Below are 15,521 nucleotides of genomic sequence, written 5' to 3'. Positions count from 1 at the left end.
TCCCCGCGTGGGGGATGCCGCCATCGGACGGAAGAACAGGGCCCGGCACGTCGGCCGGGCGGGTGCGTCCTTAGCGGACGGTCACCGAGGAGGCCTGCGGGCCCTTGGCGCCCTGGGTGACCTCGTAGGACACGGCCTGGTTCTCCTGGAGCTCCTTGAAGCCCGAGCCGTCGATCGCCGAGTAGTGGACGAACACGTCGGCGCCGCCGTCCTCGGGGGCGATGAAGCCGAAGCCCTTCTCGGCGTTGAACCACTTCACGGTGCCGTTGGTCATGGTGACTCCTTGTAATGCAGCATTCGGACGGAACAACCACGTCGTGCGGCTGCCCGGGTCAGAGGAATTCCCAGACGGCAGCCAGCTTCAGCTACACCAAAGACAGCGAATCCGCCCGCATCATCATTCTGCGAGCGCGCTTGAGACACGAAACTCAGAACTACGGTGACCGAGGACGACGCTACCGCAGGGCGCGGTGTCGACCAAACAATTGTTCACCCCGCGGTGCTCCGGCGGGCCGTCCGGAGGGTCACGACCTGCCGATCGTCACGCTCGGCGTGACTCTGATCACTCGGCGGTCGCCACCCCGGCACGGTCGGTGCCGGGGCGACGACCCGTCGTCGTGTGGTCAGGCGTCGGCCGCGGCCCGCTGGCGCACCGCGATGGGTGCCCCGGCCAGGTCCTCCTCGTTGCACAGCAGCTTGAGCTCGTAGTACGCCGCCTCGGACGCCTCGTTGTAGTCGAGGTGGATGGCGATCACGTCGACCGGCTCACCCAGCCAGGACTGGGTCTCCCGCAGCCACTGCGCGGCGCGCTCCAGTGCGGTCGGGAGGTCGTTGTCGCGGAACTGGACCGGGCGGAACGGTACGTCCTGGATCCCGTCGAGCTGGTGCGCCGGGCGGGGGAGGCCACCGGCCAGTCCCGCGTCGTCGAGATCGAGCGCTACCGGGTTCTCACTCATCCCGTCAGGATCGCGCATCACACCCCGTCGTCGCACCCCACCACGCCCGGCGGGTCGTCAACGGCGCCGTAGCCGACTGTGGCCCTCGGCGAGCCGTCCCAGGTTCAGCAGCTGCCGCCGGGCCATCACGAGGTCGCCGACCGACACCAGCGGCGCGAGCACGCGGGTGCCGCCCATGACGACCTTGAGCAGCAGGCGGGTCGTGTCCGCCCCCTGCGGCACGAGGACGTAGGACATGACGGCGCCCAGGACGCTGCCGGTGAGCTGCACCCCGGGGTCGACCGAGAGGATCCGGCCGAGCCGCCGTCCGCCGGTCGCGGTGAAGGTGTCCCCGACCTGCGGTTCCGGGAGTCCCACGAGCTCCTGCGGGGACCGGCGTCCGAGGTTGTCGACCCAGTCGTAGGAGTACGGGGCGAGCCGGATCTGGGCGACCCACGGCCAGACGGCGGCGGCCGGCGCGGCGACGGAGACGCCCCGCCACGCCTGCAGCGTGGGAGCCGGGACGAGCTCGTCGCACGGGTAGGGGCGGGTGGTCTCGGCGTCGCTCACGCCCCAGCGGTCACCGATCACGGGTCCATCGTGCACCCGGCGGCCGTCCGCCGTCCGCGCCACGAACTGCGCGATCGTCGTCACGGCCCGGGGTCGGCGGCCCGGACCGCGTACCGCGCCGTCGTGGTGCGCACCCCCTCCTCGACGACGCGGGAGACCCGGTCCGCGTCGACGCTCCAGTCGGGCAGGAGGAGCGCGGGCCAGAACAGGGCGTTGGAGATCATCCCGAGGAACTGGGTCGTCGCGAGCTCGGGATCGTCGATCCGGGCGGTCCCGGCCTCGTGCGCGGCGGCGAGATGGCGGCGGACCGTCTCGAAGTAGGGCAGCTTGCCGAGCGAGAACTGTGCCCGTGCCAGCTCCGGGAACCGGGGGAGCTCGGCGATGACGATGCGGAACAGATCCTGCATCTCCTGCCGTCCCAGCAGCGCCGCGTACCGGTGGCCGAGTGCGAGGAGGCCGGCGGTGAGGTCGCCGGTCGGGACGTCCGCGCCGCTGTCGCCCTCGTCCCAGGTCGCGGTGATCATGGCCTCGAACAGCGCGGCCTTCGTCGGGAACTGCTTGAACAGCGTCGCCCGCGAGACCCCCGCCTCGTCCGCGACCCTCGCGAGCGACGTGCGGTCGTAGCCGGACGCGAGGAAGAGCCTCGTGGCCGCCTGCACGATCAGGGCGCGCTTCTCCTCCGCCATACGCCGGTGGTACGTCGGCACGGGGGCATCCATCGTCGCATCGTACCGAGGTGAGTCACTTGACTCACCTCTCCACGGCTCCTACCTTCGGTCACGAGGTGAGTGGATCGACTCACCACTGCGACTCGGAATCCGGGAGAACCCCATGGCTCGTTTCGACCGACAGACCGTCCTCGTCACCGGCGGCACCGGGGGACAGGGCGCCGGCCACGTCCGCGCGTTCCACGCCGAGGGCGCGAACGTCGTCATCGGCACCACCCGACGCGAGCGCGGGGACCGGCTCGCCGAGGAGCTCGGCGACCGGTGCTGCGTCGTGCAGCTCGACGTCGCCGACGAGGCGTCGTGGAGCGCGGCCGTCGCCGAGGCCGAGCACCGGTTCGGCCGGCTGACCGTCCTGGTCAACAACGCCGGCGTCCAGAACCTGCCCGCACCGATCGAGACGACCGAGGCGTCCACGTGGCAGCGTGTCCTCGACATCGACCTGACCGGTGCGTTCTTCGGCATCAAGGCGGTGACGCCGGCCCTGCGCCGTGCGGGCGGCGGGTCCATCACCAACATCGGGTCCGTCATGGGGACCGGAGGGACCGCCCACTACGCGCCGTACGTCGCCGCCAAGTGGGCGCTGCGCGGCCTGACCAGGACCGCCGCGCTCGAGCTGGGCCGCGACGGGATCCGGGTCAACGTCGTCCACCCGGGGGTCATCGCGACGCCGTTCATCACCGAGCCCGCCGCCGGAGCCGCCGCCCCCATCGCCGACTTCTACTCGCCCGACCCCTTCGCGGTGCCGCGGCTGGGGGAACCGGCGGACATCTCGGCGCTGGTGCTGTTCCTCGCGTCCCCGGCGGCGTCCTTCGTGACGGGCTCGGAGTACGTGAGCGACGGCGGCCTGCTGCTCGGCCCGGCCCTCCGGTGAGAGGCCGTGGAACACGACGAAGGCCCAGGTCCGCCGGACCTGGGCCTTCGTGTTGTCGGGGTGACAGGATTTGAACCTGCGACCTCTTCGTCCCGAACGAAGCGCGCTACCAAGCTGCGCCACACCCCGATTGGCACTCGGGTCTCCCCGTGAGCCGTTGAGAACTCTACCCGATGCCCTCCGAGGCCTGCGCGGGGGTTCCCGTCCGCGCATCGGGGCCGGTCGTGCGGGGGACGAGGGTCAGCAGCGAGGCCTCCGGCGGGCACGCGAAGCGCACCGGCGCGTACGGCGAGGTGCCCAGCCCGGCCGACACGTGCAGCCGCATCCGGCTGCCCCAGCGGCTCGCCCCGCGGGCCCGGGACCGGTCGATCCCGCAGTTGGTGACGAGCGCGCCGTAGCCGGGCAGCCGCAGCTGGCCGCCGTGGGTGTGCCCGGCGAGGACGAGGTCGTAGCCGTCGGCGGCGAAGCCGTCGAGCACCCGCGGCTCGGGGGAGTGGGTCAGCCCGATGCGCAGGTCGGCGTCGGCGTCGTGGCCGGCGATGCGCGGGTAGCGGTCCAGGTTCAGGTGCGGGTCGTCGACGCCCGCGATCCGGACCGTCCGGCCGTCGACCTCGAGCACGTGCCGGGCGTGGGTGGCGTCGACCCAGCCGTGCTCGCGGAACGCGGCGCGCAGGTCGGTCCAGGGCAGGTCCGCCCCGTGCACCCGCTTCGTGTCCCCGCGGCGCAGGTAGCGGGCCGGGTTCTTCGGGGTGGGGCCGTAGTAGTCGTTGCTGCCGAACACGAACGCGCCCGGCCGCTCCAGCAGCCTCCCCAGCGCGGTCAGCACGCCCGGGACGGCGTCGGGGTGCGCCAGGTTGTCCCCGGTGTCGATCACCAGGTGCGGGTCGAGCTCGTCCAGCGCCGCGATCCACCGGATCTTGCTGCGCTGGCCCGGCGTGAGGTGGAAGTCCGACAGGTGCAGGATCCGCAGCGGCCGCGCGCCCTCGTCGAGGACGGGCAGCTCGACCCGGCGCAGCGTCCAGTGCCGCCGCTCGATCCCCGCCGCGTACCCGATGCCCGACGCTCCGAGCAGGGCGGCTCCGGCGGCGGTACGTGCGAGGGTCCCGGCGATACTCACGCGATCCAGCCTACGTCGCGGGACTATCGTGGCGACCCGTGAGCACCCTCAAGGAGCAGCTGCGGGCCGACCTGACCACCGCGATGAAGGCCAGGGACGAGCTGGTCCGGACGACCCTGCGATCCGTCCTGACCTCGATCGGCAACGCCGAGGTGGCCGGTGACACCGCCCGGGAGCTCTCCGACGACGAGGTCCGCGCGGTCATCACCAAGGAGACCAAGCGGCGCGCCGAGTCCGCCCAGGCCTTCGCCGACGGCGGCCGCCCCGAGTCCGCCGACCGTGAGCGCGCCGAGGGCGAGGTCCTCGCCCGGTACCTGCCGACCCAGCTCGACGACGACGAGGTGGCCGCCCTGGCGACCGCCGCCGTCGCCGAGGTGGAGTCCGAGACCGGGGAGAAGCCCGGCATGAAGCAGATGGGCCAGGTCATGAAGAAGGCGAACGCCGCCGCGGCCGGCCGCGCCGAGGGCGGCCGCGTCGCCGCCGCCGTGAAGAAGGCCCTCGCCGCGGGCTGACCGCACCCACCGACGACGACGGGCCCCGTACCGGATCGCTCCGGAGCGGGGCCCGTCGTCGTCGACTCAGGTCGTGGGGGTCTTGCGGGTGCGCGTCCCGGTCGACTTCGTCGTGGTGCTCTTGCTCGCCGTGCTCCGGGCCGTGGTGCTCTTGGCCGCGGTGCTGCGTGTGGTCGTCTTCTTCGCCGCGGCGGTGCTCTTCGACGCCGCGGGCTTGCGGGTCGTCGTCTTCTTCGCCGGGGCCTTCGCCCGCCGCTCGGCGAGCAGCTCGGACGCCCGCTCGTCGGTGATCTCCTCGACCGAGTCGCCCTTGCGCAGGCTGGCGTTGGTCTCGCCGTCGGTGACGTAGGGGCCGAACCGGCCGTCCTTGATCACCATCTTCTTCTTCGTCGAGGCGTCCTCGCCCAGCTCACGCAGCGGCGGCGCCGCGGCGGCGCGGCCCCGCTGCTTGGGCTGCTTGTAGATCTCCAGGGCCTCCTCGATGGTGACCGTGAAGAGCTGCTCCTCGCCCGAGAGCGACCGCGAGTCCGTGCCCTTCTTCAGGTACGGGCCGTAGCGGCCGTTCTGCGCGGTGATCTCGTCACCGGAGTCCGGGTCCGTGCCGACGATCCGGGGCAGCGACAGCAGCCGCAGCGCGTCCTCGAGGGTGATGGTGTCGACCGTCATCGACTTGAACAGCGAGCCGGTGCGCGGCTTCGGCTTGGCCGGCTTCTTCTTGGCGCCCTCGGGCACCTCCGGCTCGGGCAGGAGCTCGGTGACGTAGGGGCCGAAGCGGCCCTCCTTCGCCACGATCTCGTGTCCGGTGACCGGGTCGGTGCCCAGCTTGCGGCCCTCCTGCGGCACCGAGAACAGCTTCTCGGCGATCTCCTCGGACAGCTCGTCCGGGGCCAGGTCGTCGGGCAGGTTCGCGCGCTGGGACTCGCCGTCGACGATCCGCTCCAGGTACGGGCCGTAGCGCCCCACCCGGACGACGACGTCGTTGCCCGCCGCGTCGGCGAACATCGGGATCGAGTTCACCGTGCGGGCGTCGATCTCCTCCAGGTTCGACCCGACGAGCTTCTTCAGCCCACCGGCCCGGGCGATCTCCGAGCCGCTGCTCGCGCCGTCGGTGCCGAAGTAGAACCCGGACAGCCAGTGCACGCGGGAGTCGTCACCGGAGGCGATGGAGTCGAGGTCGTCCTCCATGGCGGCGGTGAAGTCGTAGTCGACGAGCTGGCCGAAGTGCTGCTCCATCAGCCCGACGACGGCGAACGCCACCCACGACGGGACGAGCGCGGAGCCCTTCTTCCAGACGTAGCCGCGGTCGAGGATCGTCTTGATCGTCGACGCGTACGTCGACGGCCGGCCGATCCCCATCTCCTCCATCGCCTTGACCAGCGCGGGCTCGGTGAACCGCGACGGCGGGCTGGTCGAGTGCCCGTCGGGCACCAGCTCGGTGGCGGTCAGCGGCTGGCCCTCGGTCAGCTCGGGCAGCCGGGACTCGGCGTCGTCGGCCTGCTGGCCCGAGGCCTCGTCGTCGAGGGTCTCGACGTAGGCCTTGAGGAAGCCGGGGAAGGTGATCGTGCGGCCGGAGGACGAGAACACGACCTTCTCGCCGGTGGCCGCGGTGCCCGCGATCCGGACGCTCACGGTGGTCCCGCGGGCGTCGTTCATCTGCGAGGCTATGGTCCGCTGCCAGATCATCTCGTAGAGACGGAAGTCGTCGCCGTCGACCTCGCGGGCGATGGCACCGGGGGTCCGGAAGGTCTCGCCGGCGGGACGGATGGCCTCGTGGGCCTCCTGGGCGTTCTTCACCTTGCGCGTGTACTGGCGCGGCGAGTCCGCGACGTAGGCGTCGCCGTACAGCTCACGGGCCTGCGAGCGGGCGGCCTCGATGGCCGTCGCCGACAGCGTCGTCGAGTCCGTACGCATGTAGGTGATGTAGCCGTTCTCGTACAGACGCTGGGCGCTGCGCATCGTGCGCTCGGAGGAGAACCGCAGCTTGCGGCCCGCCTCCTGCTGCAGCGTCGAGGTCATGAACGGCGGGTACGGCTTGCGCGTGTAGGGCTTGGAGTCGACGGAGGCGACCTCCATCGGACGGTCCTGCAGCCCCTCGGCGAGGCGTCGCGCCTCGGCCTCGTTCAGGGTGACGACCTCCGCGGAGCCCTTCTTCAGCTGCCCGAGCGAGTCGAAGTCGCGGCCGGTGGCGACGCGCTTGTCGTCGACCTGCAGCAGCCGCGCACCGAACGAGCGCGGGGTGGCCTTCTCCCCGGCGTCGAGGGTCGCGGCGATGTCCCAGTACTCCGCGGAGCGGAACGCGATGCGGTCCCGCTCGCGCTGCACGATCAGCCGGGTCGCGACCGACTGGACGCGGCCCGCCGACAGCTTCGGCATGACCTTCTTCCACAGCACGGGGGAGACCTCGTAGCCGTAGAGACGGTCCAGGATGCGGCGGGTCTCCTGCGCGTCGACGAGGTGCTGGTCGAGCTCGCGGGTGTTCTCCGCGGCCGCGCGGATCGCCGACTCGGTGATCTCGTGGAAGACCATCCGCCGGACCGGGACCTTCGGCTGGAGGGTCTCCAGCAGGTGCCAGGCGATGGCCTCGCCCTCACGGTCGGGGTCCGTCGCGAGCAGGAGCTCGTCGACGGTCTTCAACGCCTCGCGCAGCTCCGAGACGGTGCTGCGCTTCTCCGGCGTGACGATGTAGAGCGGGCTGAACTGGTTGTCGACGTCGACGCCGAGCCGCGCCCAGGACTCGCCCTTGTACTTGGCGGGGACGTCCGCCGCGCCGCGCGGCAGGTCACGGATGTGACCGACCGAGGACTCGACGACGTAGTCGTTGCCCAGGTAGGGCTGGATCTTCTTCGCCTTGCTGGGGGACTCGACGATCACCAGGCGGCGCGTCGGGCGGCCGGATGCGTTCGCCGTCGAGGTCGGCTTGCGCGTGCTGCCCCCCGACGTGCGTGCCGAACCCGTCGTTCCCGTTGTCGCTGCTGCCACGTGGTCCTACCTCATCTCCTCGGCTGCGTCGCGGTCCCTGCGACGTCGTAGCCGTTTCCCGACCCCGCACTGTTACACCGTGCGGTCCCGGAGCGTGCCGGGACGGTTGCGCTGAGCGTCTTCTTCGGGGTCGACGATCGCACGATCTCACACCGTCGTCGCTCCGTGTCGTGGCTCGTGCCACTGGGAGCGGGCGAGTCGCCAGCGTAGACCCGGCCGTGGTTCGGCAGGTCAGGCGGCCGGTCGGCCGTGGTGCCGGGGCCACTCGGTCGGGTTCGTCATCCGCGGCGCGGGGCCCACCAGTTCCACCAGTCGGGCCAGTCGGCGCGCTCCGTGCAGGCGTAACGCCGGGCCGGGCGCGCCGTGTTCCCCCGGGGCGAGCCGTGCCGGGGGAAGGCCGGCCCGGGTGGCGGCGGCGATCAGCGGGCCGTGTGTCCACGGGGCCTGCGGGTCGAGCAGCAGCAGGTGCCCGCCCCGCAGGTCGGGAGTGCCCGCGGAGAGCGCCCACAGCCGCAGCGTGGCGCCGTCGAGCTGGAAGTCCGGCGGGATCCGCTTGCGACCGTCCGGCGTGCACCAGGCGCGGGCCAGCGGGACCAGGTCGCGGCGGAACGCGCTGCGCATCCCGGACGCGCCGGGGGCCAGGGTGACGCCGCGGGCCGCCGCCAGCGCGGCCAGCGCGGTCTCGCGCCCCTCGATCGGCAGCGGGACGTCGAACCGGGCCGTGTCACCGGCGCCGAACCGCTCGATCCGCCCGGGCCCGCAGAGCAGCCCGGCCAGGTCGGTCAGCCCGGCCGGCCGGGCCTCCGCGGAGAACAGCGACATCTGCGGCACCCGCGAAGCATAGAACGCATGTTCGAGCTTGCCCAGCAGGGAGCGCCGGACGGGTGACCCGGCGGGTCAGGCGGGACCGTTGATCTTCTTGAGGGCGACGCACTTCGGCGCGGTCGCGAACGCCTTGTCCAGCCGCGGGGTGGGGCCGATCTTGTCCAGGCCCTGGGCGCCGGAGATCGTCCGCAGCTTCTGCTGGGCGCCGTCGAGCTTGCCCTTGAACCCCTGGACGTCGTTCGGGTCGATCGCGTCGACGTCCTTCTTGGCCTGGGCGATCGTCGTGCCGGACCGGTCGAGCATGTCGCGGACCGCGGTCGCCCACGCGTCGCCGCCGCTCACCGGGGACTCGCCGGCCGCGGTCAGCTGCTTCTTGCCGGTGTCGATGCCGGCCGCGACCTTGCCGAGGTACTCCGACAGGCGCGTCTTGATGCCGGCGAGGTCGGCGCCATCGTAGTTCGGCGGGGTGTTGAGCGGCTGGTAGTAGGCCAGGGTCGCGCCGCAGACCTTGTCGCCCCAGGCGACCGGGTCGGCGCCGACACCCGCGGTCGGCCGCGGGGCCGGGTCCGCCGCGGGGGTGCCGGCCACGCTCGACGCGCAGCCGCCGGCCAGGAGCGCGGCGAGCAGGGTGGGGAGCAGGACCCGGGCGGTTCGCGCCGGGCGGGGGGTGGCCATCGTCGGGCTCCAGGGTCGGGGCCCGTCGGGGCCCGGGGCACGGACAGTGGTCGACGGTAGGACGCCGTCGCCGGTCAGCTGCTTCCACCCTCCCCGGTTGACCCGTTCGGAGCAGCAACGGGTGCGCCGGGCGGGGGTGTCGCGCGGGCCTGCTCCGCCGACCGGGTGAGATCCGTGCAGGTCGTCGAGGCCCGGAACGCCGAGGCGATCGCCGGGTTGCCGGTGACCTCGTCGAGGGGGCCGGTGGTGCCGCCGAGGCGGGCGAGCGGCTCCAGCGCGGCGGGCAGGTCGCGCTGCACCGCGGCAGGGTCGGCCGGGTCGATGGCGTCGACCCGCGAGCGCGCCCCGGAGAACGCCGAGCGGATCTCGCCGAGCCCGCCCTGGAGCCGTGCGGAGAGGGCCTCGCCGTCGTCGACGGGGGCCGGGCCGAGCCGGTCCAGGTCGCCCAGCGCGCCGTCGGCGGCCTGGGTGGTGCGGGTCAGGTAGTCCGAGAGGGCCCGCAGCCGCTGCGCGGGGTCCGGGGTCTCGCCGGGGGTGTCCACGGCGGTGCGGACGAAGGGCAGCACGGCCGCGCACATCGACTCGGTCCACTGCTCGACGGTCGGCCCGGAGGGGCCGCAGCCCGCCAGCAGGACGGCCGGGGCGACGAGGAGTCCGGCGAGACCTCGCGATGTCCGCATCGCTCCTCCGTCGGGGTGATCACTGCCGTCCGGCGGAGAGTATCCGAATCGTCCCGTGACGCAGGACGGCCGCCCGTCCCGATGGGACGAGCGGCTGCCGTGGTCCTGCGAGGTGTCGGTCAGCCGACCGAGCTCTCGGCCGGGGCGTCGGTGATCGCCGAGGTGCGGCGCTTCGAGACCACCACCGCGGCCGCGATGATCACCACTGCGACGATCGCGATGACGATCCGGATCACCGGGTTGGCGTCCGGGGTGGACAGCACCACGACCGCCGGGGCGATCAGCACCGAGACCAGGTTCATGACCTTGATCAGCGGGTTGATCGCCGGGCCCGCGGTGTCCTTGAACGGGTCGCCGACGGTGTCGCCGATGATCGTCGCCTCGTGGGCGTCGGAGCCCTTGCCGCCGTGGTTGCCGTCCTCGACGAGCTTCTTGGCGTTGTCCCAGGCGCCGCCCGAGTTGGCCAGGAAGATCGCCATGAGGACACCGGTCGCGATGGCACCGGCCAGGTAGCCGGCCAACGGGCCGACGCCGAGACCGAACCCGACCGCGATCGGGGCGAAGATGGCGAGCAGACCGGGGGTGGCCAGCTCGCGCAGCGAGTCCCGGGTGCAGATGTCGACGACGCGGCCGTACTCCGGGCGCTCGGTGCGGTCCATGATCCCGGGGTGCTCGCGGAACTGGCGGCGCACCTCGTAGACGACGGCGCCCGCGGCGCGGGTCACCGCGTTGACCGCGAGGCCGGAGAACATGAAGACCACCGAGGCACCGATGATCACGCCGACCAGGGTGTTCGGGCTGAACACCTCGTAGGCGAAGGCGGTCCCGGCGTCCTGCGCGGCGATGTTGACCCCGGCGAGCGCCTGGCTGATCGCGTCGCGGTAGGAGCCGAACAGTGCCGTCGCCGCGAGCACCGCGGTGGCGATCGCGATGCCCTTGGTGATCGCCTTGGTGGTGTTCCCGACCGCGTCGAGCTCGGTGAGGATGTCGACGCCCTCGCCCTCGACGTCGCCGGACATCTCCGCGATGCCCTGGGCGTTGTCCGAGACCGGGCCGAAGGTGTCCATCGCGACGATGACGCCGACCGTGGTCAGCAGGCCGGTACCGGCCAGCGCGACCGCGAACAGCGACACGACGATCGAGCCGGACAGCAGGAACGCGCCGTAGACGGCCGCGGAGATGACGAGCGCGGTGTAGACGGCGGACTCGAAGCCGATCGAGATGCCGGACAGGATCACGGTGGCCGCACCGGTCAGCGACGACTCGCCGACGTCCTTGACCGGACGGTCCTCGGTGCCGGTGTAGTAGCCGGTCAGCTTGAGGATGACCGCGGCCAGCACGATGCCGATGACCACGGCGACCGAGGCGATCAGGCGCGGGTCGCCGGCGAGGCCGACGACGCTGGTGTCGGTCGGGTTGATCAGCTCGCCGAAGGTGCCCGGGAGGTAGACGTAGGCGGCGACGATCGACAGCACCCCGGCGAACAGGGCCGAGAGGTAGAAGCTGCGGTTGATCGCGCGCAGGGTGTTCTCCCCGGCGCGGGCCTTGGTCAGGTAGACGCCGAGGATCGCGGTGATCACGCCGATCGCCGGGACGATCAGCGGGAACAGCAGGCCCTGCAGGCCGAACGCCGCGGTGCCGAGGATCAGCGCGGCGACCAGGGTCACCGCGTAGGACTCGAACAGGTCGGCGGCCATGCCGGCGCAGTCGCCGACGTTGTCGCCCACGTTGTCGGCGATGGTGGCCGCGTTGCGGGGGTCGTCCTCGGGGATGCCCTGCTCGACCTTGCCGACCAGGTCGGCGCCGACGTCGGCGGCCTTGGTGAAGATGCCGCCGCCGACCCGCATGAACATCGCGAGCAGTGCCGCGCCGAAGCCGAAGCCCTCCAGGACGCGGGGCGCCTGGCCGGCGTAGACGAGCACGACGAGCGAGGCGCCGAACAGGCCGAGGCCGACGGTGAACATGCCGACGACGCCGCCGGTGCGGAACGCGATACGGGTCGCCTTCTCCCGGCCGCCCGGCTCGCGCGAGGCCGCGGCGACGCGGATGTTCGCGCGCGTCGCGAGCCACATGCCCAGGTAGCCGATGGCGGCGGAGAACGCGGCTCCGAACACGAAGGCGATCGATCGGCCGATGCGTTCGAAGTTGTCCTCGGCGGGGAGCGCGAGGAGCAGGAACACGACGACGACGGCGAAGATCAGCAGTGTGCGGAACTGGCGGTTGAGGTACGCCGTGGCGCCCTCCTGGACCGCGCGGCCGATCTCCCTCATGTTGGGGGTGCCCTCGTCGTAGGAGAGCACCTCCCGCATCAGGAGACCGCCGACGACCAGGGCGACGAGGGCGACCACCGCGACCACGCCGACGATGGCGAGGTCCCCGCCGCCGAGCACGAGGCCCTGGGCGAGGTAGGTGGGCTGGGACATCCGTGTCCTCCCGGTGGAAAGGATCCGGCCGGCGAGGTCCCCGGCGGCCGGGACGGGTCACTGTGGCTCGACCCGGCCGGGCGGCGACGGCCTCGTCGGCGTCGACTGGGCCCGGGCGGCGTCCACCGGTGACCGGGCTGGTGCAGTCTAGGAGTGTGGTGCATCCCTCAGTGCGATTGGGATCACAGGACGTAACGAACTGGCAAAAGTGATCAATCCCACACGATGTTGCGACGCAATCCGGGAACCTGCAGATCAACTGCGGTGCAACGACTTCCGTGATCCGGTCGGCCGCGGGCCGCCGGCTCGGGGCGGCCACCGGGAGCGACGGCGGATCGTTCGAACATCTGTGCCATCGTGGTCGGTCGTGGGAGCGACGGCGGAGAGCACGCAGGGCCCGGACGGGTCGCAGCGCGGGGTGGAGCTGCTGCGTCGCGTGCTGGCGGGCTCGGGACTCGACCCGGCCCGTGCCGACACCACGTGGACGTCCGGTGCCGCCGACACGGACGGGCCGGGGCCGGGAGCGGGACCCCGGCCGGGGCCGGGTGCCGGGGTGTTCGCCGCGCAGGACGGCTTCGACGGTCCTGACGGTGTCCGCGGTTCCGACCTCTCTCGCGATTCGCGTGGCTCCGGCGATTCCCGTGGCTCTGCCGGCTCCCACGGGTCTGCGGGCTCCGACAGCTCCCACGGCTCCGACGGCAGCGGCGGCTCCGACGGCTCCGACGGGGTCGACGTCGTCGAGGACCCGTTGCGGCACATCGTGCGGATCCCGGCGCGGGCCGGCCACCCGGTCGACTGGCCGGGCTGGGCGCCCGAGCCGCTGCGCGCGGCCTGGGCGGCCCGCGGCGTGACCCGCCCGTGGTCGCACCAGGCGCACGGTGCGGAGCTGGTGCACTCCGGCGCCGACGTCGTCGTCGCGACGGGGACGGCGTCGGGGAAGTCGCTGGTCTACCAGCTGCCGGTGCTCGCCGGTCTGGCCGAGGACCCGCGGGCCACGGCGCTGTACCTCGCCCCGACCAAGGCACTCGCCGCCGACCAGCTGAGGTCCCTCGACGGGCTCGCCCCGGACGGTGTCCGGCCCGCCGCGTTCGACGGCGACACCCCCATGGACCAGCGCGACTGGGTCCGCAGGCACTGCCGGTGGGTGTTCTCCAACCCGGACATGCTGCACCGGTCGATCCTTCCCCGGCATGGGCGCTGGACGACCTTCCTCCGCCGGCTGCGCTACGTCGTGGTCGACGAGTGCCACACCTACCGGGGGGTGTTCGGCTCGCACGTGGCGCTGCTGCTGCGCCGGCTGCTGCGTCTCGCCGCCCGCTACGGCGCGCGCCCCGTGATCGTGCTCGCCTCGGCGACGGTGGCGCGCCCGGAGGAGTTCGCGTCCCGGCTGACCGGACGCGGCGTCGTCGCCGTCACCGAGGACGGGTCCCCGCACGCCGGGCGCACCGTCGCGTTCTGGGAGCCGCCGCTGCTCGCCGAGATCACCGGGGAGAACGGGGCGCCGGTCCGCCGCTCCGCCGGGGCCGAGGTCGCCCGGATGCTCGCCGACCTCGTCCTGACCGACGCCCGCACCCTGGCGTTCGTCCGGTCCCGGCGGGCCGCCGAGCTCACCGCGCTCGGTGCGAAGCGCCAGATCGCCGAGATCGCTCCGGAACTGGCCGCGCGGGTGGCCGCCTACCGCGGCGGCTATCTGCCCGAGGAGCGCCGTGCGCTGGAGGCCGACCTGATGTCGGGCGAGCTGCTCGGGGTCGCGACCACCAACGCGCTGGAGCTCGGCGTCGACATCTCGGGGCTCGACGCCGTGGTGCAGGCCGGGTTCCCGGGCACCCGCGCGTCGTTCTGGCAGCAGGCCGGGCGCGCCGGACGGGCCGCCGACGAGGCGCTCGTCGTGCTCGTCGCCCGCGACGACCCGCTCGACACCTACCTCGTGCACCACCCGCGCTCGCTGATCGGGGCGCCCGTGGAGAGCTGCGTGCTCAACCCGGTCAACCCGTACGTGCTCGCGCCGCAGCTGGCGTGCGCGGCCGCGGAGATGCCCCTGACCACGGTCGACGTCGAGGAGATCTTCGGGGGAGCCCCCGCGGTGGAGGTCCTCGACGCCCTGGTCGACGAGGGCGTGCTGCGCCGACGACCGCACGGCTGGTTCTGGCCCGACACCGGCGACGCACCCGCCGCGCACGTCGACATCCGGGGCTCCGGGCTCGGGCAGGTCGCCGTGGTGGAGGCGGCCACCGGGCGGATGCTCGGCACCGTCGACGGCGGCTCGGCCCCGGGCACGATCCACTCCGGTGCGGTGTACCTGCACCGCGGCGACAGCTTCGTCGTCGACGAGCTCGACCTCGACGACGGCGTCGCGCTCGTCCACGCCGAGGACCCGGACTGGCGCACCGAGGCCCAGTCGGTCTCCGACGTCACCGTGCTGGAGGTGCTGGAGCACCGCCGGTACGGGCCGGTGCAGGTCTGCTTCGGTGCGACCACGGTGACCAGCCAGGTCGTCGCCTACCGGCGACGCACCCCGGACGGCACGGTGCTCGACCAGACGGCGCTGGACCTGCCGCCGCAGAGCCTGGACACCCGCTCGGTCTGGTACACGATCGACCCCGACGCGCTCGCCGACGCCGGAATCGACGAGGCACGTCTCCCCGGCGCACTGCACGCCGCCGAGCACGCCGCGATCGGACTGCTCCCGCTGTTCGCGATCTGCGACCGCTGGGACATCGGCGGCCTGTCCACCGCGCTGCACCCCGACACCGGGCTCCCGACGGTGTTCGTGCACGACGGGCACCCCGGCGGCGCGGGCCTGGCCGAACGCGGCCACGAGGTGCTGGGGCGGTGGCTGGCGGCGACCCGCGCCGCGGTCCGGGACTGTGAGTGCCGCACGGGCTGCCCGTCCTGCGTGCAGTCCCCGAAGTGCGGCAACGGCAACAACCCGCTGGACAAGACGGGGGCGGTGCAGGTGCTGGACCTGGTCCTCGTCGCGCTGGAAGGCGGTGCCCCGACCGGTTCGCGGTGATCGCGGAACCGGACGGGGTACCACCGGCCCGCCCGTCGGGGGCGGGGGCGGGCCGGTGGCAACCACGTGCGACGACATCGGACGGGGGCGCCAGGGGCGCTCCGACGTCGTCGCTGTCTGGGGAGCGTGGTCTTCGTGGCGGGGGCGGACCGGATCCTGCCCGTCCCTGCGACTCCCAGTAGGCCCGAGTGTC

At 72.8% G+C, this 15,521-nt stretch carries 13 protein-coding genes and 1 tRNA gene; 3 read left to right on the top strand and 11 right to left on the bottom strand.

Annotated elements, in window-relative coordinates; all coding sequences use genetic code 11:
• Window positions 1-70: 70 nt before the first annotated feature.
• The 4 genes from KPL60_RS02265 to KPL60_RS02250 form a co-directional block, all read right to left on the bottom strand.
• On the bottom strand, window positions 71-274 hold the full coding sequence (locus KPL60_RS02265) for a cold-shock protein (RefSeq protein WP_226353718.1): 204 nt from the start codon (window positions 272-274) through the stop codon (window positions 71-73).
• 349 nt (window positions 275-623) lie between these two features.
• The gene (locus KPL60_RS02260) at window positions 624-956 is read right to left on the bottom strand and encodes a hypothetical protein (RefSeq protein WP_062399612.1); all 333 of its coding nucleotides are present in this window, start codon (window positions 954-956) and stop codon (window positions 624-626) included.
• A gap of 57 nt (window positions 957-1,013) precedes the next feature.
• Window positions 1,014-1,526 carry a polyketide cyclase gene (locus KPL60_RS02255; protein WP_226353719.1) on the bottom strand — a complete coding sequence of 171 codons (513 nt, stop codon included), beginning with the start codon at window positions 1,524-1,526 and terminating at the stop codon, window positions 1,014-1,016.
• 59 nt (window positions 1,527-1,585) lie between these two features.
• Window positions 1,586-2,224: a TetR/AcrR family transcriptional regulator gene (locus KPL60_RS02250; RefSeq protein WP_226364722.1), complete on the bottom strand. Its 639-nt coding sequence runs from the start codon at window positions 2,222-2,224 to the stop codon at window positions 1,586-1,588.
• Window positions 2,225-2,336: 112 nt separating this feature from the next.
• Between KPL60_RS02250 and KPL60_RS02245 the strand changes: the two genes are divergently transcribed.
• Window positions 2,337-3,104: an SDR family NAD(P)-dependent oxidoreductase gene (locus KPL60_RS02245; RefSeq protein WP_226364721.1), complete on the top strand. Its 768-nt coding sequence runs from the start codon at window positions 2,337-2,339 to the stop codon at window positions 3,102-3,104.
• A gap of 55 nt (window positions 3,105-3,159) precedes the next feature.
• Here the strand turns inward: KPL60_RS02245 and KPL60_RS02240 are convergent.
• Together KPL60_RS02240 and KPL60_RS02235 are read right to left on the bottom strand one after the other, a co-directional pair.
• Window positions 3,160-3,233 (bottom strand) — tRNA-Pro (locus KPL60_RS02240).
• 37 nt (window positions 3,234-3,270) lie between these two features.
• Window positions 3,271-4,221 carry a metallophosphoesterase gene (locus tag KPL60_RS02235; RefSeq protein ID WP_226364720.1) on the bottom strand — a complete coding sequence of 317 codons (951 nt, stop codon included), beginning with the start codon at window positions 4,219-4,221 and terminating at the stop codon, window positions 3,271-3,273.
• A gap of 38 nt (window positions 4,222-4,259) precedes the next feature.
• On the opposite strand from KPL60_RS02235, the gene KPL60_RS02230 reads away from it, so the two are divergent.
• A complete protein-coding gene (locus tag KPL60_RS02230; protein WP_178374803.1) occupies window positions 4,260-4,733 on the top strand; it encodes a GatB/YqeY domain-containing protein in 474 nt (157 codons plus the stop codon).
• 66 nt (window positions 4,734-4,799) lie between these two features.
• On the opposite strand, the gene topA is transcribed toward KPL60_RS02230, so the two are convergent.
• The 5 genes from topA to KPL60_RS02205 form a co-directional block, all read right to left on the bottom strand.
• Complete coding sequence (gene topA / locus KPL60_RS02225; protein WP_226364719.1) at window positions 4,800-7,712, bottom strand: type I DNA topoisomerase; 2,913 nt, start codon at window positions 7,710-7,712, stop codon at window positions 4,800-4,802.
• Between the two features lie 231 nt (window positions 7,713-7,943).
• Window positions 7,944-8,534: a hypothetical protein gene (locus tag KPL60_RS02220; RefSeq protein WP_226356627.1), complete on the bottom strand. Its 591-nt coding sequence runs from the start codon at window positions 8,532-8,534 to the stop codon at window positions 7,944-7,946.
• 75 nt (window positions 8,535-8,609) lie between these two features.
• Window positions 8,610-9,212: a hypothetical protein gene (locus KPL60_RS02215; RefSeq protein WP_062399624.1), complete on the bottom strand. Its 603-nt coding sequence runs from the start codon at window positions 9,210-9,212 to the stop codon at window positions 8,610-8,612.
• 74 nt (window positions 9,213-9,286) lie between these two features.
• Window positions 9,287-9,892, bottom strand: coding sequence for a hypothetical protein (locus KPL60_RS02210; protein ID WP_226364718.1), 606 nt, complete (start codon window positions 9,890-9,892; stop codon window positions 9,287-9,289).
• 119 nt (window positions 9,893-10,011) lie between these two features.
• On the bottom strand, window positions 10,012-12,315 hold the full coding sequence (locus tag KPL60_RS02205; protein ID WP_226364717.1) for a sodium-translocating pyrophosphatase: 2,304 nt from the start codon (window positions 12,313-12,315) through the stop codon (window positions 10,012-10,014).
• A gap of 367 nt (window positions 12,316-12,682) precedes the next feature.
• Here KPL60_RS02205 and KPL60_RS02200 point away from each other — a divergent pair, with 367 nt between their 5' ends.
• Window positions 12,683-15,328 carry a DEAD/DEAH box helicase gene (locus KPL60_RS02200; RefSeq protein ID WP_226364716.1) on the top strand — a complete coding sequence of 882 codons (2,646 nt, stop codon included), beginning with the start codon at window positions 12,683-12,685 and terminating at the stop codon, window positions 15,326-15,328.
• The last annotated feature ends 193 nt before the right edge of the window (window positions 15,329-15,521 follow it).

The organism is Pseudonocardia sp. ICBG162, from assembly GCF_020496225.1.
Taxonomy (GTDB): domain Bacteria; phylum Actinomycetota; class Actinomycetes; order Mycobacteriales; family Pseudonocardiaceae; genus Pseudonocardia; species Pseudonocardia alni.
This window is presented reverse-complemented; position numbering and strand designations above follow the sequence as displayed.